The organism is Ruegeria sp. AB8, assembly GCF_056542605.1.
Genome location: NZ_JBQGAB010000007.1, coordinates 61,896 through 86,062 on the forward strand (window position 1 = coordinate 61,896; position 24,167 = coordinate 86,062).

Consider the following 24,167-nt stretch of genomic DNA (forward strand, 5'->3'; position numbering starts at 1 on the left):
ACTTGTTGCCAAGCGCGGACAGAAGGTGCTGATCATGTAAACACGTGACTGACGTGCCATCTAAGCCTCCTTCCAGGGCGCCCCGCCCCGGGTTGGTTGAACATTGATGGCAGGTCTCCTGACTCGCGGGTCCTTGCTTGGCCTTCCTTCCCGGCCCATTCGGCCAGTGGGTGTTTGGCGTCGCTCACCGCTTACAGTTGCGGGGGCAGTTACGGACTTGGCCCACTGGGCCGCACCGTATTCCCTTTTCATCCCTCGGGTCTTCCTTCGGGAACCATCTTCTAGCTAAGTGCCTCAGACCCGGGCATGCGTCAATACAGAATTGTTGCCAGGACACTCTGTTCGGCGGCGGAGCGGCATCCATCGGTAACTGCCCGGGTGCCTCGCGTTCAGCGTGCCGGTTCAATTCTCCAGCAGTTTCAGAACCTGTTCGCGCTCGGACAAGACCAGCAACAGGGCAAGATCGCCCGGTTCGATCTGATCCAGTATTGTCCTGCTCGCCTCGACCGGGGAAGGCGCGCTCAGGATCTGCTCATCCCGAAGACCGTTGTTCATTGCCGCCTGCTTAATCAGCTTTGGAATCTCACCAAGGTTGCGTCCCCGCAGATAACCCTCAAGCTCGGCAGCGACGATCACATCCGGCTGGAACCGCAATGCCGTTTGCGTGACATCGATGATGTCCTGATCGGACCGGTCCCCGGCATGGCTTAGCAGTATGAAGCGGCGCTTTGCCGGAAGTCCGGACAAAGCCTCGCACACCGCTGCGACCGAATGTGGGTTATGCGCAAAATCGACAAAGACGCGGGCGCCGCTATGGGAAAACTCGTTGCACCGGCCCGGATTATCTTTGGCGTCTGGCTTGAAACCGGACAATCCCGTGCGAATGGCCTGCATCGGGATATCCAGTGCGCAGGCCAGACACAGCGCAGTCATTGCGTTGAGGATATTGTACCTGGCAGCCCCACCCATAGCGAGCGGTACATCGTGAACCGAAATCACCGGTTGTTCCGTGGAGCCATCGAAGAACACGATCATCTCGTCCCGCAGGAAGGCACAACAATGTCCTTGCTCGCGGGATTGTTGGATCAGTGCGTTTTTCTGGTCCAGCGAGAACCACCAGATCCTGCAGGACGTGTTCAGCGCCTCATCCCGGACAAAGGGGTCATCCGCGTTCAGGGCCAGAACGCCATCTTTCTTAAGGGTGCGATGCACGGCGAACTTGGCCTGCGCCAACTCCGGAACCGTGTTGACGCCGTACTGACCCAGATGATCATTGGCGACATTTGTGACAGCCGCAGCCGAGGCGGCATGGGTTGGAAGACCCCGGCGCAGGATTCCGCCACGGGCAACCTCCAGACAGGCGACTTCAAGCCGCCGGTCGCGCAGCAGCATGCGCGCTCCGCCGGGGCCGGAATAATCACCACGGTCGAGGATGTCGTCGCCGACGCGGACAAACTCGGTCGAGGTCAGCCCGGCAACCTTGCCCGCCGCCCGGGCGATCGCCTCAAGCAGCCGGGTCGTTGTGGTCTTGCCATTGGTTCCGGTGATGAAGGCGACGGGGATGTTGTGCAAGGCGTCCCACTCGACTTCATCAGGCGCAGGCAGAGCGTTCCAGGCCCAGGTCCGGCTTCCGACCCCGTGGCCGATCGAAATCTCGTCGTCGTCACACAGGATATCGACGCCCCGCGCCGACGCCGCCTGGATCAGGGCGATCAGGGCCGGATTTGCCTCTTTGGCCATGACGTCGCGGACGTTGGCGATCATCTTGTCGAAATCGCCGGGTGTTTCCCCGACCAGCGCCGCGGCACAGAAATGCCATGCGGTCTGGACCGCAAAGATCGCTGAATATAGCTGATCCATCGGCGCTGAAATCGCAAGGTTCACGCCGCCGGTGAATACCCGATATGTCAGCTTTTCTTGGTGCCAGCCGAGCGCATCCAGCACACGACGTGCATGATGCTGCCACAGCTCAATGACACGCGAAGACTGCTCTTGGTCAAAAAAGACGTCCATGATTGCGCCCGGGTGATCCCAGAGCAACCCGGGCCCGGTCAGCCGGCGCGCATCGTCTACCCGAAACGCGCCACTGGTCGCGCTGGGGATGGTCAGCGCGGTCTCAAGCTCTTCAATTCTGTCCATTCCGGTGCCCTCGGCTCAATCCGCGTCTTCGCTGATTTCGCGGGCCAGACGCACGCCGCGCTCGTCCCGGATCAGGGCCTGATCGCTATCGAACATGTCCTCGAAAGAGGTCTCAACAGGGGCAGGCTTGGCGATCGCTTCAGCTTCGGGCGCGTCGCCATCCGAATTGAAGTAGATGATCTGTTTCCAGCAGCGGGTGGTGTCGTCGCCGAATATCACCAGCAGATCGCCGGGAGCTGCCATTTCAAGACCCGCCGTCACCGCTTCGACCTCATCAGGGATGATTGTGATCGCCTCATCCGGCGTGCCGCCTGCAATCAACGCCTGCCGCAGCATCTGAGGAATTTCGTCATGCCCGCGTCCGCGACGGCGGTCGTCAGCCTTGCAGATGAAGTGGTCAAAATGACCGGCCAGCGCCGCGCCCGCATCCTCGACGTCCTCGTCACGACGGTCACCGGGCATCGATACGACGCACAGCCTGCGGCCCTTGATCTCTAGCTGGTCGGCCAGCGCCGCCATTGCCTTCAGGGCGGCGGGGTTGTGGCCATAATCCAGGATTACCTTGAACGGATGTTCGTCATAAACGTTCATCCGCCCCGGTGCCTGGAAATAGCTGGTGTCAAAGGTCCGCAGCCCGTGGCGGATATTGTCCAGATCAACGCCAAAACTATAGGCCATGGCTGCAGCAAACATGGCGTTCTGCACGTTGAAGATCGCCTTGCCTTCCAGTGTCGCCGGGATCAGGTGCGACCAGAGCACGGGGATATGCAGGCCATTGTCGTAGATGGTCAGCATGTCGCCGTTCATGCCTTTTTCCAGCACGATGGCCTTGCCGCCTTCCTTGATATGTTCTTTCACAAGACTGTGGCCGGGATTGGTCGTGACATAGAAGATCTGACTTGCCCCGGCATAATCCGCCATCTTCAGGCAGTTGATGTCGTCGGCATTCAGAACGGCCGTATCCGTGGCGCTTTCCACCACGACGCGTTTGACCACGGCAAGCTCTTCGACCGTGTTGATGCCACCCAGCCCCAGATGGTCGGCCGATACGTTCAGACAGGCGGCAACGTTCGAGCTTTGATAGCCCAGGCCCGAACGCACCAGCCCGCCACGCGCGGTCTCCATCACGGCGAAATCGACCATCGGATCGCGCAGCACGATCTGGGCCGACTTGGGCCCGGTCATGTCGCCCTTGACGCTCAGCTTGCCATCCACATAGACCCCGTCAGTCGAGGTCATGCCAACGGTCTTGCCGCTGGTTTTCATGATATGGTTCAACATCCGCGATGTTGTGGTTTTCCCGTTGGTTCCCGTGATTGCCGCAATGGGGATGCGTGTCTTGTCCCCGACCGGGAACAGCATGTCGATCACCCGACCGGCAACATCGCGCGGTTGGCCTTCGGACGGAGCTACGTGCATCCGGAATCCGGGGGCTGCGTTCACCTCGACAATCGCGCCGCCGATATCCTTGTAGGACTTGGTGATGTCGTCGATCAGAAAATCGACGCCGCCTACATCCAGCCCAACCGCCATGATGGCGCGTTCAGCCATGTCGCGGTTGTCGGGATGAACCACATCGGTCAGGTCGATGGCCGTGCCGCCTGTGGACAGGTTCGCGGTAGAGCGCAAATAGAAAACCTCTCCTTCCGGCAAAACGGTTTCTTCGGTCACACCGGCGTTTTCCATCAGGCGTTTGGCCTGATTGTCGATTTCCAGCATGGTCAGCACTTTTTCGTGCCCGATGCCCCGGCGCGGATCCTGGTTAACGATAGCGACCAGTTCCGCAATCGTATGCTTGCCATCCCCCATCACATGACCCGGAACCCGTTTGGCGACGGCGACCAGCTTGTTGTTCACCACCAGCATCCGGTGATCAAATCCTGTAATGAAGCTTTCAACCAGAATGGCGCGGCTTCGCGAGTGTTCCTTGGCCTCAGCAAAACCGGCCTCGACCTCGGATTCCGAGTTCAGATTGATCGATACTCCGCGGCCGTGATTGGCATTCAGCGGTTTGACCACCACCGGAAATCCGATCCGGCCAGCTGCTTTCGCGGCTTCGCGGGCCGAATAGACCATGCGCTGTTGCGGCACCGGCAGGCCCAGATCGTTCAGCAGATTGTGGGTATCTTCCTTGTCGCAGGAAATCTCGACCGAGATATGTTTGGTCTCGGACGTGATGGTCGCCTGAATACGGCGCTGATACTTGCCATGCCCGAACTGAACCAGCGATCCTTCGTTCAGGCGGATCCATGGAATGTCACGTTCTTCGGCGGCCTTGACCAACGACCCGGTCGAGGGACCGAATTCCTTGCGCTGGGCACGCAGAACAAAGCTGCGCAACTCGTCGTCCCAATCGAAATCGGGATCGAAATCATAGTCCAGGGCTTCCTTGAGGTTTTGCGGCAGCAGGTGCATCAGCAGGCGCATGGCCAGTTTCCCGGCATCAAGTCCCACGTCGCGCTGGCGGTATTCGTAGACCATATTGTACTGGCCGGGTTCGCCCGTGCCCCGCGTCCGGCCAAATGTCACATCCGTGCCGGCCACGTTCTGAACCTCGATGGCACAATGTTCCAGCACGTGACCCAGCCAGGTGCCTTCATCCTCGCGCAGACGGCGGATAAAGCCGCCGGGCTCGCGGTAGGAACAGCCATGCTCGGCAAGGCCGGGGAGGGCCGCGACCAATGCGTCGATGAATTCGGGGCCTATTCGGGCCGAGGGCCAATCTTCCAACAATCCCAGATCAATGACGTGTCGAATAACCGGAAAACTTGCCCAGACGTTGGGACCGACGAAGACATTGGTAGAGATTATTTTCATAAGGCTCCTCGTTTATTAATTGTTCATTTCCCCCCGGAGGCGTCCTCATCGCCGGACAAATCGGGCAAGGTGCAGAACGCCATATGCTCATCTGGCGGAAAGGCCTGGCGAGCCATCAGGTCATAACGGCACCCTTCGCCCAGAACGTCAAGCCGAAGACCCAAAAGGCTCAGTGCTTCGCCCCGGCGTGCATCCCACATCGACGAATGCGTCAGATGGCTGGCATCCACGACCGTGACCGTGCCGCTGCCAACAACCTCAAGGACGTTGTCGGGGCCGATAAAGGCGGCGGTGTCCTCGTCAATTCCAAGGCCGATCAGAAAAGGGTTGAAAGATGAGGCGGTTAGCAAACGCCCCAGCCGGTTGCGCTGGGTAAAATGCTGGTCGATGATCACCGCGTTGGTCAGGCCCATGCCCGGTGCAAGCGTGATGTTGCCTTCGGCGGGGGCCGAGTTGCTGCTGCCTCCGGCGACCATATGTTCGGACATGATCGACGCCCCGGCAGAGGTTCCGGCAACCGGCACGCCCGCCGCATTCCGGCGGCGGATTTTCTGCGCTACCAGCGTTCCGCCGAGAATCGCGGACAGGCGCAACTGGTTGCCACCAGTCATGAAAATGCCGGTCGCCCGGTCCAGCATTCCGGCGTAATCGGGGTTGTCACAGTCGGCGCGGCGCGAGATGGGCAGGAATTCGACCTGACCCGCGCCAAGCTCGGAAAAGATGCGGTTATAGTCCGGCCCCGTTTCTTCCAGCATCGAGGCGGTCGGGATCACAACGATGTCGGCATCCGCGCCGCCTGACAGCTCCACGAACTTGCGGTGGATCTGCATTTCCTTCACGCGGTCTTCGCCGCCACCAATCGGAATGATGAACCCGCGAGGGGTGTCTGCATCAACGGGTGCAGGGCACATGTCAAGATTACCTTCTTCGTCCTGATGCGGTGCAGCCGCCGGGGCCGCACAGGCGCTTATATTTGTTCATACATGCCGCGCCGGGCTATTAGGGCGCTGCGGACATGCCATTCCCCCCGCGCCATCACATGCCGTATGCCAAGTTTTTCGTCAAGAACCACCAGATCGGCGTCTTTTCCGGCGCTCAATCGGCCTTTTCCACGCAATTTCAGCAAGTCGGCGACATTTGATGTCAACGGGCGCAGAGCCTCATCCAGAGGTACGCCCATGCCCACCATCTCGGCCAGCGTTTCGGGCAATGTGTCAGACAGGCCAACGCCAAAACGGGTCAAGTTGCCCTCATGGTCGAACGCGGGCAGGCAGCCGCCACCATCGGAGCTGATGGTGAAGCGGTCTGTCCGCCCGCCGGCATCACGAAACTGAACATAGGCTTCGGCAGCGGAAATGCCCGGATCGACATGCGCGCAGGGAAAGGCCGTGGCATCAATGAAACAGCCATGACGGGCAAGGGCGACGGCCTGTTCGAACAGCGGCTTGTTGCGGTTGACATGGGTCGGATTGAAGACCCGGGCCGGAATTTCGCTGGTCTCGATCGCCTGTTCCAGCATCGAAAGCCCGCGCACGCCATCCCCCATATGGCAATGAACGATCCCGGCCTTGCCTGTCATCAACCCTGCAACATGCGCCTCGCTGGCAATGCGCAGGAACTCGTCCAGTGTCGGCTGGCTGGAGCGATGATCGCTGATCGCCAGTTCACCGACACCGATGACCGGGTCAAGGAACACGATGTCGCCACGGGCGGACCCGGTCAGCGTGGTCAGCGGGACGTGATAGCCGCCCGTGTGGCACCAGGCCGAAAGTCCTTCTGCGCGAAGACCGTAGGCCTGCTGCACCAGTGTCTGCGTATTGCGGGTCAGATCGTCGGTCCCCAAAACCCCAACGACCGAGGTGACGCCCGCCCGCGTGAACGAGGACAATACCATCGGCGGCACTCGGCTGGCAGGTCCGGTTTCGCCGCCCCCACCCGTGATGTGGGCATGGCCGTCGATCAGACCGGGCACAACCGGCGCGCCTTCGGCATCCAACACGTCAACCTGCAACGGCCCGCCCAGATCAGGCAGGTCCCGGCCCAGATAAACGATCTGTCCGGCAGCGACCAAAAGATGACCGATCCCAAAGGGCTCGGGTGTAAAAAGATTGGCATTCCTGATCAGGGTCAGCATATCTGTGGTCCGTCATATACAAAACGAACGTTCTTTATTTGACCCTTTCGCAAAGCTCAAACAGTTCCGTGCGATTAGCTGAGGATCATGTTCCGCCAGATTCAGTTCAGGAAGGTTTCGATTTTGTCCAGGGTGGCAACATTGACAGCCACCCCATCGGTCTTTGCCGCTGCACGCTTCGCGCCGCGACCGTCCCCCGGAAGATGGGCGCCCGACTGCGCCCTGATTGCATCTACCAACGCGCCTATCCCAGTGGCGAAACTGTCGCCGGATATGGCGGCGGGATCGATCGCAATAAAGAACTGGCCTGTCTTGGGCGGGCCGCCGGCGGTACCCGAAAACGGCGATGCATGGATGCCCAGTGTGGCTCCGGTCAGCGCGGCGGCCATGACCTCGGTCAGCAATGCAACGCCCACGCCCTTGTAGCCGCCGGACGGCGCCATCGAGCCTTTGAGGCCGACATTGGGGTCGGTTGTCGGGTTGCCATCGGGGTCCAGCGCCCAGCCGACGGGAATGGCCTTGCCTTCGCGCGCGTGTTTCATCACTTCGCTTTTGGCGATGGTGCTGGCGCTCTGATCAATCAGCAGCGATGGCTGCCCGTCCGGGCCGGGAACCGCAACCGAGAACGGGTTGGTGCCAACCACAGGTTTCGATCCTCCGGATGGTGCGATCGAAGCGGGGGCGTTGGTAAAGCCCAGACCCACCAGACCGGCCTGCGCCAGCCGATATGTATGATATCCCAGAACACCGCAGTTATAGCTGTTGCGGATTGCAAGCACTGCCACGCCCTGCTCGCGCGCAGCCTTTGTCAGCGCCTCGAACCCGAGATCGATGGCTGAATGTGCAAAACCCGTCGCCGCGTCGACGTTGATGACACCGGGGCGCGGGCGGGTCAGAACGGGCTCGGCCCGACCATCCACCTTGCCGCACTGCACATGCTCACAATAAATCGGGATATAGGCGAGGCCGTGGCTTGCAACACCATCCGCTTCGGTTGCAGCGGTGGCCACTGCCAGCGGGCGGGCGTTGGCCTCGGTGGTGCCCGCAGCGACAAGCGCGCGAAAGGCCAAATCTTCGATTTCTGCGAGGGTCAGGGTGCGGGTTTCGATCATGGGTTTCTCTTCAGTCATTGTCGGAAAGCCCGGCACCGGCACCCAGAACGCGGGAGGCATCGGTGGCGGGGGCGTAGGTGCGGTGGGCAAACCTGTTCAGGGTCTCCCAATCCCCTGGGTTGGGGGTGGCGCGGGATCGATGTGGCGCGATGCTGGTCAAATCGCCGCTTGGACGGATTTCAACGCGATCGGCACGATTGGGCAGCGCATCGTAGGTTGAAACAACGGCTCCGTCAGTAACAATCTCAGCGCCATCGCAGGTGATTGCAACACAAGTATCCAGTCGACGTGCGGCATAGGCCGCAAACGGCACCAGAAGGAGTGGGCATTCGACTTGCCGCAACATCATAGGGTCTGACTTCAGAATATGCGCGCTGTCGGACAGATATGCGCCGTTTGAAAGGGGACACGGACCGCGTTCGCCTGACCGGATCGTTTCTTGTTCCAGCAGCCGCGCCAGCGCTCCGGTACCGTCCAACCCCTGCGCGCATAGCCAGCGTGTTGCCTTGCCGGCTTCCTCGGCCAGTCCCCAACTGTAGCCCGCGCCGCGTGCGGCCCGTTTGGCTGTGGCTTCAACCTCGTTCAGGGAATAGCTCATTCCACAGCCTCCGGGTAAACCCACAGATCCGCCGTTTGAGGGGTCAATTCCTCGGGGTAGGGTGCGCCTGAATACATGCAGATGCGAACCCATCGGTCTGACCGCGGATCGAAATGGGTTGCTCCGAAAAACGAGAGTTTGGCACGCAACATGTCGATGGGCAGAACATCTGCACTGATCGTATTGTCACGGATTTCGCCATAAGGCGCGACGCATGACATCTGAGCCCGTCGAACCGTATGCCGGTGTTCCGGGTGTTGCAGCAGAAACTCAGCGATAGGTGCGTTGTCCTGCCAACTGGCAAGCTGCTGGCAGGCAAGTGCCGCATCACGTGCTGGTGCCAGCGGTTGTTCATAGTCCGAGATCGGCTCCTCGAACCGCTCACCCAATCTGGGTTCCAGCTTTTCTTCCGAGACATACCAAGCCCGTGCGCAATTCTGCGGGTTGGTCCAATCAACATCCAGTGCCCAGTCAAAGTTTTCGCGGATCAGCGAACGGACCTGTTTCACCGTCATCGCGCCGTCGATCAGATGCGCCTGCGTGTTGCTGTCGGCCATGCAGCTTGCCAATCCATCCACAAGCTCGGGGTAGGGTTCCATGATCAGCGAGACGACCAGTTCTTGACCTTCTTCGTTGAGCGTGTTCTCTGACCAGCGCACAAGCCGGTCCCAAGGATGGTTCTGCGTCAGGTCATCCTGTTCCAGATAGTCCGAGATGGCCTTCAGATCAGCGTTCAGAGTCGCCAGTTTTTCAATCTGTATCGGGTGATCCGACCGCCACCATGAGGTCGACAGCTTGCTGCGGTCAAAGATGTTCAGGAATTTTTGAACTTCGTCGCTGGATGCAGTTTCGATGCCGCGCACGCGGGCGATGGCCTCTTCCCGTGCCATGATCCAGTTGTTGAACAAGATCGGATGGTTGACGATAAACGGCGCCATTCCCAACCCTGTGGAATTGCCGATGCCCAGCCAGCGTGCGATTTGCGGGTCAAGCACCGCAGCCTGTCCATTGCCTTTGACATTCGCCATATGCTGTACCAGATCGCGCACAAAAACCCGGGTCAGGTAGACTGACAGCATCTCGATCTGGAACGGGCCACTAACTTCGGAACGATCTGCCGTTATTTCGCGATCGGCCGCGCCGAACTTGCCGGAACCGTAAACCGCCGTTGTCCGCATCAGATAGCCGACCTTGTAAATTTGCTCCAGTTCAGGCTGTTTACCGGCGGCAAGACTGTCGACAACATGGGTCCATAAGCGAACGGACCGGTTGGCCCGGGACAAGGACAGTTCGCTTTCGCTGACGCGCCCCGCCTCTTGCAGCGGGACATTCCTTGACAGTCGCGCGATATCCTCGGACGTCGGAACCCCGTCAAACAGTGTGAAAGTGGCATCCCACGCCTCGGCAATCACCCGGTCCGAGCGTTGTTCGGGCGGCAGGTCATGGGCAAACGCGACCAGAGAATACGCGCGCTCGGGACCGCAAGCTGTATAAACCGCATGGCCGACACCGTTGTCATCAATCTCAAAGACCGGGCGAGAGAAAACCCAGGCCTCCTCCGCCATGCGCCGCGTCAGTTGCCGCATGAAGCTGAGGCGACATTGATGCAGCGAGCCCAGGCGGGAAAGGCGCATCACCTTCGCAGGATCACGTCGCGCGATATGAGGGGCGGGGGGTGTCATGCGTGTTGGGGTCCGAAGCTTTCATTAAAGAACCGATACCAGTTACCGCCCATGATACCGGCAATTTCGTCTTCGCTCATGCCGACGGTACGCAATCCGGCCTCGATGTTGCCGAAATCGCGATTGTCGCGGAACCAGTCCGGCATCGGCGGAAAGCCGGGATTGCTGGCCGAGCCTTCGCCGTAATCGATCTCTTTCGTCCAGCGCCCTACACGCATCCATTCGACCACACTGTCGGGCTGATCCTGGCACAGATCGGTGCCGATCCCCAGATGCTGAACGCCGTATGTGTCGGCAGTACGTGCGATCATCTCACAGAAACTTTCAATCGTGCAGGCGGATTTGTCTTTCAGGTGATGAGGGTAGACCGAAAAGCCGAGCATCCCACCATTTTCCGTCACCGCACGAATAACCTCCGCGCGCTTGTTGCGCAGGGCCGGAGACCATTCGTGCGGATTGGCGTGAGTGATGGCAATGGGACGCTCGGACAGTTCGGCGGCCTCGATGGTCGACCGGTCTGCCGAATGGCTCATGTCGACCACAAGGCCTACGCGGTTCATCTCTTTGATGACCTGTTTGCCCATGCGGGTAATGCCGGTGTCTTCGGCCTCGTAACAGCCGGTCGCCAGAAGGGACTGGTTGTTGTACGTCAGTTGCATGAACCGCGCACCAAGGTCATGCAGGATTTCCACCAGCCCGATATCGTCCTCGATGGGGCTGGGGTTCTGAAATCCGAAGAACACTGCCGTCCGGCCGGTATCGCGGGCTGTGTCGATGTCGCTGGCCCAACGGCCTTTCATGATCAGGTCCGGATACTGCTCGAACCAGCGGTTCCACTTTTCAAAGTTCAGAACCGTTTCGCGAAAATTCTCGTGATACGAGATGGTGACGTGGATCGCGTCCACGCCACCTTCGCGCAGTTGGCGAAAAATCTTTTCCGACCAGTTGGCGTATTGCAGCCCGTCAATCCGCATCAGACGGGACCCGCGCTGATATAGGCTGTTTTGACGGTGGTGTAGAATTCGGCCGCCGCCTTGCCCTGTTCACGCGGGCCATACGAGCTGTCGCCGCGCCCGCCAAAAGGCACGTGATAGTCGGTTCCGGCGGTGGGCAGGTTGACCGTGACAACACCGGTACGTGCATTGCGGCGGAAGTGCGTGGCGCGGGCCAGCGACTTGGTGACAATGCCCGAGGTCAGGCCAAAATTGGTGTCGTTCACCACGCTCAGCGCTTCGTCATAGCTGCCAACTTTGATGACGCTGGTCAGGGGCGCGAACATTTCCTCACGGTTGATGCGCAAATCGTTGGTCGTGTTCAGGAACACGCCGGGGGACATGTAGAACCCGTCATGCGGCATGTCGAGCAACTGGCCACCACAGGCAAGCTCGGCGCCTTCGGATTTGCCAAGCTCCACATAGCTCAGGTTTTCCTTGAGCTGCTGCTGACTGACAACCGGCCCCATCTGCACCCCATCCTGCAGGGCATGGCCGACCTTCATGGCCTTCGCACCGGCCACGAGCTTTTCGACAAACGCATCATGCACACCGGCATGAACGACCAGACGCGAAGACGCAGTGCATTTCTGGCCAGTGCCGCCAAAAGCGCCGCCAAGCGCCAGTGTGACGGCCAGATCCAGATCAGCGTCATCCATCACCGCCAGAGCGTTCTTGGACCCCATCTCCATCTGCACCTTGGTCAGGTTCTGGATGGCGGCGGCAGCGATGCCCTTTCCGACCGGAACCGAACCGGTGAAAGAGATCGCGTTGACCTTTGAGCTTTCCACCAGCCGTTGGCCAATGGATCGGCCTGAGCCCATGACAAGGCTGAACAAACCCTTGGGGATGTCCTGTCGTTCGATGATTTCGGTCAGGGCCACAGCCGACGCCGGGGTGATGTTCGCGGGTTTCCAGACAACCGCGTTGCCATAACACAGCGCCGGGGCAATCTTCCAAGAAGCGGTCGCGGTTGGGAAATTCCATGGGCTGATGATCGCCACAACACCAACAGCTTCGCGGCGTACGTCAATCTCGACACCCGGCCGGACACTGTCTGCATTTTCACCGATCTGACGCAGGCATTCTGCGGCGTAATAAGTAAAGAACTGGCCTGCGCGATAGACCTCGCCCTTGCCCTCGGCCAGCGGTTTGCCTTCCTCTCGTGACAGCAGCGTGCCCAACTCTTCGGCGCGCGACATCAGCTCATTCCCGATATTCATCAGAACGGCTTGCTTGCGCTCGGGCAGATAGGCCTCCCATTCGGCCTGCGCAACGCGCGCATGATCCAGCGTCGCGTCCAGCTGGTCCGGGCTGGCCTGCGCGAACATGCCGACCAGATCGCTCAGGTCCGAAGGGTTGCGGTTTTCAATTTCGCTTTCTCCCGCCAGCCATTCGCCGGCGATCAGGTTCAGTTTGGTCACAATGCGCCCCAGAGTCGAAAAACAGGATTTCTGATAGGATGGCTTTTTGCAGCAACATCAGTCAAACTCAAATAAGTGAAGAAAAATTCAGGAATCTTGAACCGTGGCAATCAAGATCGAAACTTTGCGGTGTTTTTGCACCGTTGCCCAAACCGGTCAGCTGAATGAAGCCGCCGACAGGCTTGGGCGGACGCAATCCGCCGTGTCGATGACATTGAAGCAATTTGAGGAACACCTCGGCAAAAAACTGTTCGAGGGCGAGCGCAAGAACCGTCTTTCACCTTTGGGGCAGCAGGTGTTCGAGCTTGCACTGAAACAGGTTCGTCAATTCGATCAAACCGTGCAGAACATTGAGGCGGCAGCGGATGCCGAACACGGCCTGTTGCGGATCGTTTCGGTCCCGTCGGTTGCGGCGCTGGTTTTCCCAGCGGCGCTGGCGCATATGACGCAGCGGTTTCCCGGCCTCAAAATCGAGCTGCGCGATACGGATACGCAGCAGGTGCTCGACGCGCTGGTCGAAGGCAAGGCTGATATCGGAATTGCCTCGGGCCACCACGCACTGAACGGGTTCCGGGCGATTGCCCTGTTTGAAGACCTGTTCGGATTGGTTTGCGCGTCGGACCATCCGTTGATCAAAGCTGAAGCCGCACCGACAATTGATGATGTCGCATCGGCTCCGTTTATCCGGAACGCATTGTGCGGCCTGATCCGCTCGCCGCGATTTGTGCAGGCCATCGAAAGTGCGGATGTCACCATCCACAACACACACTCGCTTGTAACGATGGTGCGCACAGGCAGATGGGTGACGGTTCTTCCGCAAACCGTTGCCCGGTTCATCCCCGAGGCGACGGCCTTCCGGCCCATTTCGGACCTTGCAGACAAAAGGCAGGTCTATCTTTATGTCAGCGAACGGTCACGGTTTCAGGACATGACTGATGAGATCAGTGCCTTCATTCAGGGCCTTGATCTGGGAGGCGGGCAATGATGACGCGGAAGACATGATGACTACAAACGCACCACAGTCTTGCAATGGAGACCCCCGCCGATGCCTGCCTGCAGGACCGGCGGAAGTCTCCAAAAAAACTCAGGACTTATAGGGGTCAGACAGTGCCGGCAGAACGGTTCCGACGCAATCACCGAACCCGATGACATACCCATCCCCTTTGGCCGCACCTTTCAGAGTCAGTGTGTCACCGTCCTCGATGAAACTGCGTGTCTCTCCGCCGTCCAGCGTAAGTGGTTCCTTCCCACCCCAGCTGAGTTCCAGCAAGGATCCACGTTCGGCTTTTGTCTCGCCCGAAATCGTCCCTGACCCAAGCAGATCACCTGCATTCATCGGACAACCCGATGTGGAGTGATGGGCCAACTGTTGCGCAGCGGAATAGTACATCTCGTTGTAGTTCGTTCGCGCGATGGTGGTGGCTGCCTTGCCTTCGGGCGCCATCGTGACCTCCAGCTCGATGTCATAGAGCATCGGGCCGCAATCCTTGAGGTGATCCAACAATTCGAACTCACGCTCCGGTGTGTCACACCGGAAGGGTTCAAGCGCTGCCTTGGTGACGATCCACGGGCTGATCGAAGTCGCGGTGGCCTTGGCCTGAAACGGGCCCAGCGGCTGGTATTCCCATGCCTGAATATCGCGCGCGGACCAGTCATTCAGCAGGACATAGCCGAAAATGTGGTCATCTGCCGTCTGAACCGAGATCGGACCATCGGACGGAGTGCCGACAATTGCCCCCATTTCAAGCTCGATATCGAACCGGCGGCTGGGCAAAAATGTCGGCAGATCCTGATCGGGCGATTTGAGCTGCCCCCAAGGGCGGCGAATATCGGTGCCCGAAACCACCACGGATGAGGCGCGCCCGTTATAACCGATCGGGATATGCAGCCAGTTCGGCGGCAACGCATTTTCGGGGCCACGGAACATTGTCCCGACGTTGAAGGCGTGATTCCGGCCCGCGTAGAAATCGGTGTATTCGCTGACCGCAAAGGGCATGTGCAACTCGGCCTCATCCTGTCGCACCAACAGTGGCTGGACCTTTGCCTGTTCGTCCGACCCGTCGGCCAGCAGGGCGGTCAGCCGATCGCGCAATGCGCCCCAGACGGCCGGGCCTTCCTCCATCAGCGGGTTCCAAAAGGGCAAATCGAAAAGCGGCTCGTCACCCAGGTTGATCAGGCCTTCGGCCTCGGCAGAGGTGACGTCCAGGATCATGTCTCCGATGGCGACGCCGCACCGGGGTTCTTCACCCTCGGTCGAAAAGACCCCATAGGGCAGGTTGTTCAGCGGAAACGGGTGCGTCGCGTCATTGGCCGAAGCCACCCAGGATTTTTTCAAAGGCATGGTCTGTCCTTTTTTGTGTCTTGTGGCGTGATTCCGCCGTTATGCTGTCGGGCGGAGGGACTTCAACCCAAGCAGTATTGCCGCCAATATCATGAAAATGCCGCTCGCCCGGTCAAGCCAAAGCCGCGCCTGTCCCCTGAGCCGTCTGGCCAGCCAGCTTGCGCTGCCGCCATAGGCCGAAAGGAACAGGCCGTCCATGACCAGATAGGTCGCCGACAAAACGGCAAACTGCGGCCAGAACGGGTAGGCGCCGTCGATGAACAACGGGAAAAGGGCGGCAAAGAACACCACGGCCTTCGGGTTTGCCGCAGACGTGGTAAACCCTTGCGCCCAAAGTGATTTCCGGCTTGTTCTGACGGCTTTCTGAAGCGTCTTGCGTTCAGCCCGCAGGATGGATCGTGCGCCAAGAAAGACCAGATACGCCACGCCGAGCCATTTGATCACGGTCAGTGCCATGCCCGATGTGGCAATCAGCGTCGCCAGCCCAAGACCCGCCGCCAGCATTTGCAGCAGATTTGCCGTCAGATCCCCTGCTGTCGTGAACAGACCCCGGGAAAAGCCGTTGGCCGCCGAGTTTGACAGCATCAGCAACTGGCTCGGCCCCGGAGTGCTCATCAACAGCAGGACGGTTCCGACATAGGTGATCCAGATGTCCAGGCTCATGGCTGACTACTTCTTTCCAGGCGTTCCATCGAACTTTTTCTCAAGCGAAGTCCAGCAATCGATGTAGTCATCCTGCAAGGGCGCCTCGTTGGCTGCGAAGGGCGTCAGATGCTGCGGGAACCGCGTTTCGAACATGAAGGACATGGTGTTGTCCAGCTTGTCCGGACCCAGGTTGGAATTCGACGCTTTTTCAAAGGCATCCTTGTCGGGTCCGTGTGGTAGCATCATGTTGTGCAAGCTCATGCCGCCCGGAACAAAGCCCTGCGGTTTGGCGTCGTACTGACCGTAGATATTGCCCATCAGTTCGGACATGATGTTCTTGTGATACCAGGGCGGGCGGAACGTATCCTCCATCACCATCCAGCGTTCGCGGAACAGAACAAAGTCGATATTGGCCGTGCCGGGTTGCCCGGACGGAGCGGTCAGGACGGTAAAGATCGACGGATCGGGATGGTCGAACAGGATTGCGCCGACCGGGCAGTAATTGCGCAGATCGTATTTGTAGGGCGCGTAGTTTCCATGCCAGGCCACGACGTCCAGCGGGCTGTGCCCGATCTTTGTCGTGTGGAATTGTCCGCACCATTTGATGGTCACGGTCGACGCGGTTTCGCGATCTTCAAAAGCGGCGACAGGTGCCTTGAAATCGCGGGGATTGGCCATGCAATTCGCGCCAATGGGGCCACGGCCTGGAAGTTCAAACTTCTGCCCGTAATTTTCGCAGACAAAGCCGCGCGCCGGGCCTTCCAGCACTTCGACCCGATAAACCAGACCACGCGGCAGGATGGCGATCTCTTTCGGCTCCAGGTCAATGATGCCCAACTCGGTCGCAAAGCGCAGGCGGCCTTCCTGCGGCACGACCAGCAATTCGGAATCGGCGGAATAGAAATAGTCATCCACCATGGACTCGGTGACCAGATAGATATGGCTCGCCATTCCGACTTGCGTGTTTACGTCGCCTGCTGTCGTCATGGTGCGCATTCCGGTCAGCCAGGTCAGGTTCTCCTGAGAATGCGGGACCGCGTCCCAGCGATACTGACCCAGGCTGATCACATCCGGATCAACACAGGGTGCAGATTTCCAGTGCGGCAGGTCGATCTTTTCATAACGGTGTGAATGCTTGACCGAAGGGCGGATGCGATAACACCAGGTCCGCTCGGGCGGGTTGGCGGTAAAAGCTGTGCCGCTTAACTGTTCGCCATAAAGGCCATAGTTGCATTTCTGTGGGCTGTTCATGCCCTGCGGCAGCGCACCCGGCAAAGCCTCGGTTTCGAAGTCGTTGCCAAAGCCGGGCATGTAGCCCGCGTGGGTCCCGACCGGAGTGCTGGCCTGGGTCAGTTTGTGTGGATCAGTCGGACGGTTCATCCTGTGTTCCTCCATTTGCTGCTTGTCGGGTAATAGTTGATTTTGTAACTAACAAGTATGGCAAAGCCCGATTCACACAAAAAAGATGACTTTGATCTGCAGGAATTCCTGCCGTTTCTTCTGAACATGGCTGCGGAAGAGGTTTCGCTTGAGTTCCAGCGCATTTACAAAGGGCGGCACGGCATGCTGCGCACCGAATGGCGCGTGCTGTTCCATCTTGGCAACTTCGGGGAAATGACCGCTAAGGAGATCGGCCAAAGGGCCAAGGTGCACAAGACCAAGATCAGCCGGGCGGTTCAGCGGCTGGAAAAGCGCCGTTACCTGGCGCGCACCCAAAGCGACACGGACCGCCGGGTCGAGCATCTCAGGCTGACGGACGCCGGCACGCGCGTATATCGCGAACTGCGCGACATTGCCGAGCAATATGACGCAAAGCTTGCCAATGCGTTTTCCGATGACGAGGTTATCCTGTTGCGGCAAATGCTTCGGAAGCTGGCGGGAATGGTTTGAGCACTGGTAATTTGCCGTCCCTTACCCCAGATGATCAAGAGACTTGATACAGGACTTGAATATGACGGCCCCCGACACCGAAACGGCAAAAGCGGACTCTCTGATCGAATGGCTGGTCGACCGGGGGCTGGAAGGGGCCGGAAAAGAAGAGTTGCTGGACGGGTACTGCGCGCGACTGGTTGATCTGGGTGTGCCCCTCATGCGATTTCACGCGGCGCAATCCGCCCTGCACCCGGTGTATGGCGGCACAGGATACAGCTGGTATCACGGGCATGGCGGAGACTATCAGAAGTTCGAGTATTCCGAAGAACCCAGCCCGCAATGGCAGCAAAGCCCGCTTTATGCGTTGATGACAGAGGACATGCAGGACCTGCGTGAACGGCTGGTCGATCAGAACACGCCCAGCCGTTTTCCTTTGCTCAATGAACTGCGCGAGCAGGGTGCCACGGACTATTACGCAACAGGCGTGTCTTTCGAGCGTCCCATGCGCGAGGCCCTGAAAGAACCGGACACTTCGGTCGACGGAGTGCTGATGTCCTGGACCAGCGACGCGCCCGAGGGGTTCCGCGATCATGATCTGAACCTGATTAATTCCGTCTTGCCCCATCTGGGACTTGCGCTCAAATCGGCGTCCAATAGCCGGATGGCCAGGGATCTGATGCGCGTCTATCTGGGCCGGGACGCGGGTCGCCGGGTGCTGTCAGGGGAAATTCGCCGCGGTTCGCTACAGCAGATCGACGCCGTGATCTGGAACTTCGATCTTGAAGATTTCACCAGCCTGTCCGAGCAATTGCCCGGCCCGGAAATCATCGAAATGCTGAATGACTATCTGGCGGTTGTGGTGGCGGTCGTGCACGAATGCGGTGGCAATATCCTGAAATTCATGGGCGACGGGCTGATGGCCATGTTCGATGTCGGGGAAATCGACGAAGACGCCCGCGCCGCGCTTGCTGCCGTGGCGCTGTTGCAGGATCGAATGGCCGCAAGGAACGCGCAGCGGCAGGCAGAGGGTCTGCGCGTTGTTGGTTACACCCTGGCGCTGCACGCAGGTGAGATCCTCTATGGCAATATCGGAGCGGAAAACCGGCTGGATTTCACCGTGATCGGACCCGCTGTCAATCAGGCCGCCCGCATCTCCGGCATGCACCGGTCTCTGGGGCAGCGAATCCTGATATCAGACGACGTCGCCCGGGCCGCCGAGCCTTGCAGTCACGAGCTTGTATCGTTGGGCCGCTACATGTTGCGCGGTGTGACCGAGCCGAAAGAGCTGTTTACTGTCTACAGGGCCGCCGAATAACGGCGGCCCGTGGGATTGCGCCGGTCGTAAGATGTCATCCTTGTCCGGTCAGGTCCTGCGCCAACATCATGGCGTTGCCGTCCAAGTCGTAGAATGTGGCGGTGCTGACCATCCCCTCGATGGTTTCTGTGTCGCCGTCGAATTTGACCCCGGCCGTTTCCAGCGCGCCCCTTGCCGTTTTGATGTCGCTTACTCCAAATACAGGGACGGTGTTACCGGGCGCGGGTTCGGTCTGCTCGCCCAGTCCCAAGGTTACGCCGTCGGTCTTTGTCTGCATTTCGCTCCAGCCGGCCTCGTCAATGTGATGGATCAGCTCAAACCCAAGCATGTCGCTGTACCATTTGGCGCTGGCGTGACGGTCGCGGACTGAGATCGCAAGCGTGATCGTGTTTTCCAAAGAAACTGGCAGCATCGGTCTTTCCTACTATCTAATAATAAAGTAACTATACTTTATGGACACAAAGTCACTTGTCAAGCTTACGTCGCGGGCATGGTCGCTGAGCATTCTGGCAAAGCTGCACGCGGGCGTTCCGGGGCGGCAGGCACCGCTGATTGCGGCGACGGGGGCAGGCCGCAGTTCGTTTACCCAAAGCCTTGGGCACCTGATCGAGTTAGGGCTTCTTGAGAAAAACCCCGGCCACGGTCATCCACTGCGACCCGAATTCCGGCTGACGCAGAACGGTAGAGAAATGGCCGAGGTTGCAAGCAGAATTGTTAAGGCCGTGCCCGACGAAGACGACTTTGCCCTTCTGAGGCGAAGCTGGACCGTGCCGATTCTGGCCGTGACGCAAAAACCCCAGCGCTTTTCTGTCATAAAATCAGATCTGTCCACGATCACCGACCGCGCGCTGTCGAAGTCGCTCTATCTTTTGGAAACGCATGACTGGCTTAGGCGCGACATCGATGTCTCAGGCCGATCGCCCTTTCCGACCTACCTTGCCATCAATCGTGGCATCGAGGTCAACAAGGCGATCGCCCTGGCAAAATGATCAGGATGTTCAAGGCAGCGGTGAAGATGTGCCCCGTCAGAAGTCGATCTCGACCCCCGGCAGGTTCAGTTCCTTCATCATGTCGCGCAGCTCTTGTCGCGCGGCTATGTTCGAGATGTTCAGCTGTTTGACACCGATATCCTTGAGGTCCAGAAGGGTCAGACCGCGCGGAAACAGCTCGCGGAAAATCACCCGTTCGGAAAAGCCGGATGCAACCCGGAAACCGATCCGCTGAGACAGCATCTCGATCGCGCGCTGCATCTTTTCCTTGTTGACCATGCGCTGTGTGCCGACCCGGTTGCGGACCACAACCCAGTCGATGGGTTTCAGCCCGGCCTGCGCCCGCAGCTGACGCGCGTTCCATACCATTTCCGAATAGACCGACGGCCCGAGGATCTTTTCACCCTTCGAGTCGATCCTCGCCAACAAGTCGAAGTCGATGAAGCTGTCGTTCAGCGGCGTGATCAACGTGTCGGCCAACGAATGCGCCACCTGGCTGAGGCGCGTGTGCGAGCCGGGGCAGTCGATCAGGATGAAATCGCTGTCGCTTTCCAGTTCAGCAACGGCGGCGGACAGGCGGTGGTCATAGATATTCTCGCCCGGCTTCAGCGTGGCCGCATCGATTTCGGGCAGGTCGTGATGACGCGGGCTGGGCAGGCTCAGGTCCGAACTTCTGAGAAAGTTCAGGCGGTTTTCGAAGTAACGCCCAAGGCTGCGCTGCCGCAGGTCCAGATCCAGTGTGCTGACCTTGTGCCCCAGCCGCGCCAGCGCCGTCGCCACATGCATCGAAACGGTCGATTTGCCTGCGCCGCCCTTTTCGTTCCCGACCACAATGATATGTGCCATGCTTGTATTCCCAAGTCCCGCCGTGTTTGCCCACACGTTGTTTGTGGCCACTATATGTTGTGTTTAGTGGGAAGGAAAGAACCTCAAGCGGTGTATTGGCCTATTATTGGCGAGGAAACCGGAAAACAGCGCGGCCCGGGCGGGTTACGCCGTGCAACAAGACGGGCGGCTTGCACCGTTTCTCAGATTTGCCAAAGAAACGATGGGCCAGACAGGCAAAAACAGCGCGTGGTTGCGAAGGCCGTGACCTGCACTTTCCCAGTGGGCTTTCAAGGTCAGTCGATGCCGGTTTCGTGACTTGTATACCTGTGGCACCTGACGGACAGTGCGTCGCAAACAGCTAAGCAATCAGCAAAGGACATCCTGAATGATCGGATATGTTACCATTGGTGTTTCCAACATGGACAAGGCCAAGGAGTTCTATACTGCGCTTTTCGCGGACAAAGGCGCGAAGGTTCTGATCGATGCCGGTCGGATTGCGTTCATCGGCAACGATCCGACTGCACCCATGCTGGCGGTTTGCGAACCCTATGACGGCGAAACCTGCGCGTCAGGAAATGGCAACATGCTGGCCTTTGCCGCCGAATCCAAAGATGCGGTCACCACCATGTATGACAGGGCCATCAGCCTTGGCGCGACGGACGACGGCGAGCCGGGTCAGCGTGTGCCTGACCGCTTCTACGGCGCATATGTGCGGGACCCGGACGGCAACAAGCTGTGCTTTTACCTGTTCGGATAAAGCCCAACGCGCTCCACAAAAAAAGGCCGCCCAATGGGCGGCCTTCTGCATTCGGAACCGGTCAGGCTTAGAAGCCCAGACCTTCGTATTTTTTCTTGAACTTCGACACGCGGCCGCCGGCGTCCATCAGGCGCGACGAGCCACCGGTCCACGCGGGGTGCGAGGAGGGGTCGATTTCCAGAGCCAGCTGGTCGCCTTCGGCGCCCCAGGTGGATTTCATCTGAACCACGGTGCCATCGGTCATTTTGACGTTGATGACGTGATAATCGGGATGGATGTCTTTTTTCATCTTTCCGCTCCTTACGCCTCGGCGCCAGCCTTGGGCTTGTAGTTGGTGACTTCTGCGATACGCGCGGACTTACCACGGCGCGAGCGCAGATAGTACAGTTTGGCGCGACGGACGCGGCCACGGCGGACAACGGTGATGCTGTCAATGTTGGTCGAATGCAGCGGGAACACACGCTCCACGCCTTCGCCAAACGAAATCTTGCGAACGGTGAACGAACCGGCGATGCCGCTGCCACCTTTGCGCGCGATGCAGACGCCTTCGTAGTTCTGCACACGGGTACGCGACCCTTCGGTCACTTTAAAGCCGACACGGATGGTGTCTCCGGCTTTGAAATCGGGGATGTCTTTCCCCAGGGCGGCGATCTGTTCCGCCTCAAGCTGTGCGATCAGGTCCATCGCAGGTACTCCTATCTGCTCGTGGTTGGTCCACGAAGTTTGGGCACGGCCTGAGAGCTCTTGGTCTTCACCGGGTCCTGCGTACAGCCCGCCAGAGGTCAGATCGAATGTTCCTTTGGTCTGGTTTGCCGCATCGCGTCCGGGCCGAAGAAAGCGGGACGTCACGCTGCGAAACAAACCAAAACACCGGAGTCGCATGACGCGGCACCGGATTGCGCTGCTTTAGGCGTTTTGGTGCCCGGGATCAAGCATGAATTGTCAATTTCTGAAGGTGCCCGGTGTGCAAGCGGTAAGTTTCCGCCGTCACGCAATTGTAGCGTTGTCTTATCACGCAGATTTGTCATTCTGAACCCAACAATACGAGCAGATATTTCAGGCAGGTTAGAATAATGCGCTTAGTGGTCTTACTGGCACTCATCGGGCTGACACTTGTATCATGCGGGCGGCGTCCTCCGCCACCACAGGTGGTCGAGCACTTCGAGGTAACGGACCCGGAACCGCCATTGGTTATTCACCCTCGCTTTGGCGATGCGGACCCTCATGAGTGGGAGGGGCGGCAACCCGGAAGCTACCCGGTCCATGGGCTGGACGTGTCGCGCTGGCAGGACTCGATCGATTGGCGCACTGCCCGCTCTGCCGGGGTCAGCTTTGTGTTCATCAAGGCCACTGAAGGGGGCGATTTCGCAGACCCGCGCTTCAACGAACACAGGCAGGGCGCGCAGGCAGCGGGTGTGCCGTGGGGCGCGTATCACTATTATTACTTTTGCCGTCCTGCTGCCGAACAGGCCCGCTGGTTTATCCGCAACGTGCCCAAGGGCGCCGATCTGCCCCATGTTCTCGACATGGAATGGACGCCACATTCCAAGACCTGCACTTTGCGGCCCGATGGCAAAACAGTGCGGGCCGAGGCCGAGAAATTCCTGAATATTCTCGAGCGTCACTACGGGCGCAGACCGATCGTCTACACCACCGTGGATTTCTATCAGGACACCAATATCAGTCGCCTGCCCAAAACCGAGTTCTGGTTGCGTTCGGTTGCCGGGCACCCGCGAGATGTCTATCCGAATACGATCTGGCGTTTCTGGCAATACACCGGCACCGGGCTGGTCCCGGGGGTCCAGGGCAAGGTTGATATCAACACATTCAACGGAGAGCCGGAAATCTGGGCCCGCTGGAAGGCTGGAGGCAACTGAGTTTTCTTGGGGGGTGAGCTCCGGGCGTTCGCTTTTGCGAATTCCGGGTAACAGCAAAAGCACGGATGATCCGGTCAGGCTTGCCCATTTGGGCAGGCCTGTTTTGGTAGGTGTCTCAGCTATTTTCGTGCGAACTGCTTTCGCCTTCTGAAAGCACCAGAAAAGCGCCGAGCCCAAGAAGGACGGCGGGAACAATTGACAAAAAGCTCAGGCCGAAGGCCCATAAAATTCCGACAGCGGACAGGCCCATCAGGCCAGCTCCAACCTGCGCGTTCCTGCCGGCGATGCCTCCGCCCAGAAGGCCGGCGACCGGCAACACCAGCGACATGATGCTGTAGAACTGCGCGGATGACGCGCCCTGCTCATACCCGATGCCGCTGGACAACGAGCCGAGGGCGGATGAGGCGCTGTAGCCCACCGCACCGACCAATAAGGCGATAACACCGCCGATAATTCCAAGTATCATTCCAGTTTTCATTGTAATCTCCTGCTTGAAATTGTTGGGTCTGAAACCCTGTCCAAAAGCTAAGAGACCAACCGTCTCGCGGGCAATGATTTCGCAATGACAACTTTTGTAATCCGGTCAGGTATCCTGTGCCGATCGGGCTTGATAGCCGTACTTCCGGGGACTTGCCACGCGCATGC

At 59.1% G+C, this 24,167-nt stretch carries 23 protein-coding genes and 1 riboswitch; of the genes, 6 read left to right on the forward strand and 17 right to left on the reverse strand.

Features of this window, described 5'->3' with window-relative positions; translation table 11 throughout:
• Positions 1-91: 91 nt before the first annotated feature.
• A riboswitch (cobalamin riboswitch) is annotated at positions 92-294 on the reverse strand.
• Between the two features lie 108 nt (positions 295-402).
• The 9 genes from ACR0CG_RS08945 to ACR0CG_RS08985 all read right to left on the reverse strand — a co-directional run bounded on the left by ACR0CG_RS08945 (position 403) and on the right by ACR0CG_RS08985 (position 12,898).
• On the reverse strand, positions 403-2,139 hold the full coding sequence (locus tag ACR0CG_RS08945) for a Mur ligase family protein (protein ID WP_480524229.1): 1,737 nt from the start codon (positions 2,137-2,139) through the stop codon (positions 403-405).
• Between the two features lie 15 nt (positions 2,140-2,154).
• Positions 2,155-4,956, reverse strand: a complete 2,802-nt coding sequence (gene cphA, locus ACR0CG_RS08950; protein WP_480524231.1) for a cyanophycin synthetase — start codon at positions 4,954-4,956, stop codon at positions 2,155-2,157.
• Positions 4,957-4,979: 23 nt separating this feature from the next.
• On the reverse strand, positions 4,980-5,867 hold the full coding sequence (locus ACR0CG_RS08955; protein ID WP_170614806.1) for a cyanophycinase: 888 nt from the start codon (positions 5,865-5,867) through the stop codon (positions 4,980-4,982).
• A 56-nt stretch (positions 5,868-5,923) separates the two neighbouring features.
• The gene (gene iadA / locus ACR0CG_RS08960; protein WP_480524232.1) at positions 5,924-7,090 is read right to left on the reverse strand and encodes a beta-aspartyl-peptidase; all 1,167 of its coding nucleotides are present in this window, start codon (positions 7,088-7,090) and stop codon (positions 5,924-5,926) included.
• A gap of 101 nt (positions 7,091-7,191) precedes the next feature.
• Positions 7,192-8,202, reverse strand: coding sequence for an Ldh family oxidoreductase (locus tag ACR0CG_RS08965; protein WP_480524234.1), 1,011 nt, complete (start codon positions 8,200-8,202; stop codon positions 7,192-7,194).
• Between the two features lie 10 nt (positions 8,203-8,212).
• Positions 8,213-8,800 (reverse strand): DUF3726 domain-containing protein, encoded by a 588-nt coding sequence (locus tag ACR0CG_RS08970; RefSeq protein ID WP_480524236.1) that lies wholly within the window; start codon positions 8,798-8,800, stop codon positions 8,213-8,215.
• Complete coding sequence (locus ACR0CG_RS08975) at positions 8,797-10,482, reverse strand: hypothetical protein (RefSeq protein ID WP_480524238.1); 1,686 nt, start codon at positions 10,480-10,482, stop codon at positions 8,797-8,799. Before ACR0CG_RS08975 ends, ACR0CG_RS08970 begins: the two co-directional genes overlap by 4 nt.
• Positions 10,479-11,456, reverse strand: a complete 978-nt coding sequence (locus tag ACR0CG_RS08980; RefSeq protein WP_170614801.1) for a membrane dipeptidase — start codon at positions 11,454-11,456, stop codon at positions 10,479-10,481. Before ACR0CG_RS08980 ends, ACR0CG_RS08975 begins: the two co-directional genes overlap by 4 nt.
• Positions 11,456-12,898: an aldehyde dehydrogenase family protein gene (locus ACR0CG_RS08985; RefSeq protein ID WP_480524239.1), complete on the reverse strand. Its 1,443-nt coding sequence runs from the start codon at positions 12,896-12,898 to the stop codon at positions 11,456-11,458. Before ACR0CG_RS08985 ends, ACR0CG_RS08980 begins: the two co-directional genes overlap by 1 nt.
• 103 nt (positions 12,899-13,001) lie before the next feature.
• Here ACR0CG_RS08985 and ACR0CG_RS08990 point away from each other — a divergent pair, with 103 nt between their 5' ends.
• Positions 13,002-13,883 (forward strand): LysR family transcriptional regulator, encoded by an 882-nt coding sequence (locus tag ACR0CG_RS08990; protein WP_480524241.1) that lies wholly within the window; start codon positions 13,002-13,004, stop codon positions 13,881-13,883.
• 99 nt (positions 13,884-13,982) lie between these two features.
• Here the strand turns inward: ACR0CG_RS08990 and fahA are convergent, their stop codons facing one another.
• Genes fahA through hmgA form a run of 3 tightly spaced genes read right to left on the reverse strand, consistent with a single transcriptional unit; the run spans position 13,983 to position 17,264 of the window.
• Entirely contained in the window at positions 13,983-15,239 is a 1,257-nt protein-coding gene (gene fahA / locus ACR0CG_RS08995) for a fumarylacetoacetase (protein ID WP_480524243.1), read from the reverse strand.
• Between the two features lie 39 nt (positions 15,240-15,278).
• The gene (locus ACR0CG_RS09000) at positions 15,279-15,902 is read right to left on the reverse strand and encodes a LysE family translocator (RefSeq protein ID WP_480524244.1); all 624 of its coding nucleotides are present in this window, start codon (positions 15,900-15,902) and stop codon (positions 15,279-15,281) included.
• 6 nt (positions 15,903-15,908) lie between these two features.
• The gene (hmgA, locus tag ACR0CG_RS09005) at positions 15,909-17,264 is read right to left on the reverse strand and encodes a homogentisate 1,2-dioxygenase (RefSeq protein WP_480524246.1); all 1,356 of its coding nucleotides are present in this window, start codon (positions 17,262-17,264) and stop codon (positions 15,909-15,911) included.
• Between the two features lie 57 nt (positions 17,265-17,321).
• Here hmgA and ACR0CG_RS09010 point away from each other — a divergent pair, with 57 nt between their 5' ends.
• A complete protein-coding gene (locus ACR0CG_RS09010) occupies positions 17,322-17,774 on the forward strand; it encodes a MarR family winged helix-turn-helix transcriptional regulator (protein ID WP_480524248.1) in 453 nt (150 codons plus the stop codon).
• 61 nt (positions 17,775-17,835) lie between these two features.
• Positions 17,836-19,071 (forward strand): adenylate/guanylate cyclase domain-containing protein, encoded by a 1,236-nt coding sequence (locus ACR0CG_RS09015; protein WP_170815751.1) that lies wholly within the window; start codon positions 17,836-17,838, stop codon positions 19,069-19,071.
• A gap of 34 nt (positions 19,072-19,105) precedes the next feature.
• On the opposite strand, the gene ACR0CG_RS09020 is transcribed toward ACR0CG_RS09015, so the two are convergent.
• Positions 19,106-19,483: a VOC family protein gene (locus tag ACR0CG_RS09020; protein WP_170614793.1), complete on the reverse strand. Its 378-nt coding sequence runs from the start codon at positions 19,481-19,483 to the stop codon at positions 19,106-19,108.
• A 40-nt stretch (positions 19,484-19,523) separates the two neighbouring features.
• On the opposite strand from ACR0CG_RS09020, the gene ACR0CG_RS09025 reads away from it, so the two are divergent.
• Complete coding sequence (locus tag ACR0CG_RS09025; RefSeq protein WP_480524250.1) at positions 19,524-20,060, forward strand: winged helix-turn-helix transcriptional regulator; 537 nt, start codon at positions 19,524-19,526, stop codon at positions 20,058-20,060.
• 36 nt (positions 20,061-20,096) lie between these two features.
• On the opposite strand, the gene ACR0CG_RS09030 is transcribed toward ACR0CG_RS09025, so the two are convergent.
• Entirely contained in the window at positions 20,097-20,906 is an 810-nt protein-coding gene (locus tag ACR0CG_RS09030) for a division plane positioning ATPase MipZ (RefSeq protein WP_170614791.1), read from the reverse strand.
• 367 nt (positions 20,907-21,273) lie between these two features.
• On the opposite strand from ACR0CG_RS09030, the gene ACR0CG_RS09035 reads away from it, so the two are divergent.
• Positions 21,274-21,645, forward strand: coding sequence for a VOC family protein (locus ACR0CG_RS09035; RefSeq protein ID WP_480524252.1), 372 nt, complete (start codon positions 21,274-21,276; stop codon positions 21,643-21,645).
• A 67-nt stretch (positions 21,646-21,712) separates the two neighbouring features.
• Here ACR0CG_RS09035 and rpmE read toward each other — a convergent pair whose 3' ends face one another.
• Both rpmE and rplS read right to left on the reverse strand, forming a co-directional pair.
• Entirely contained in the window at positions 21,713-21,934 is a 222-nt protein-coding gene (gene rpmE / locus ACR0CG_RS09040; RefSeq protein ID WP_170428949.1) for a 50S ribosomal protein L31, read from the reverse strand.
• A gap of 11 nt (positions 21,935-21,945) precedes the next feature.
• A complete protein-coding gene (rplS, locus tag ACR0CG_RS09045) occupies positions 21,946-22,329 on the reverse strand; it encodes a 50S ribosomal protein L19 (RefSeq protein ID WP_170328369.1) in 384 nt (127 codons plus the stop codon).
• 389 nt (positions 22,330-22,718) lie between these two features.
• Here rplS and ACR0CG_RS09050 point away from each other — a divergent pair, with 389 nt between their 5' ends.
• Complete coding sequence (locus ACR0CG_RS09050; RefSeq protein ID WP_480524254.1) at positions 22,719-23,522, forward strand: glycoside hydrolase family 25 protein; 804 nt, start codon at positions 22,719-22,721, stop codon at positions 23,520-23,522.
• A gap of 115 nt (positions 23,523-23,637) precedes the next feature.
• Here ACR0CG_RS09050 and ACR0CG_RS09055 read toward each other — a convergent pair whose 3' ends face one another.
• Positions 23,638-24,000 carry a hypothetical protein gene (locus ACR0CG_RS09055; RefSeq protein ID WP_480524256.1) on the reverse strand — a complete coding sequence of 121 codons (363 nt, stop codon included), beginning with the start codon at positions 23,998-24,000 and terminating at the stop codon, positions 23,638-23,640.
• Positions 24,001-24,167 lie beyond the last annotated feature (167 nt).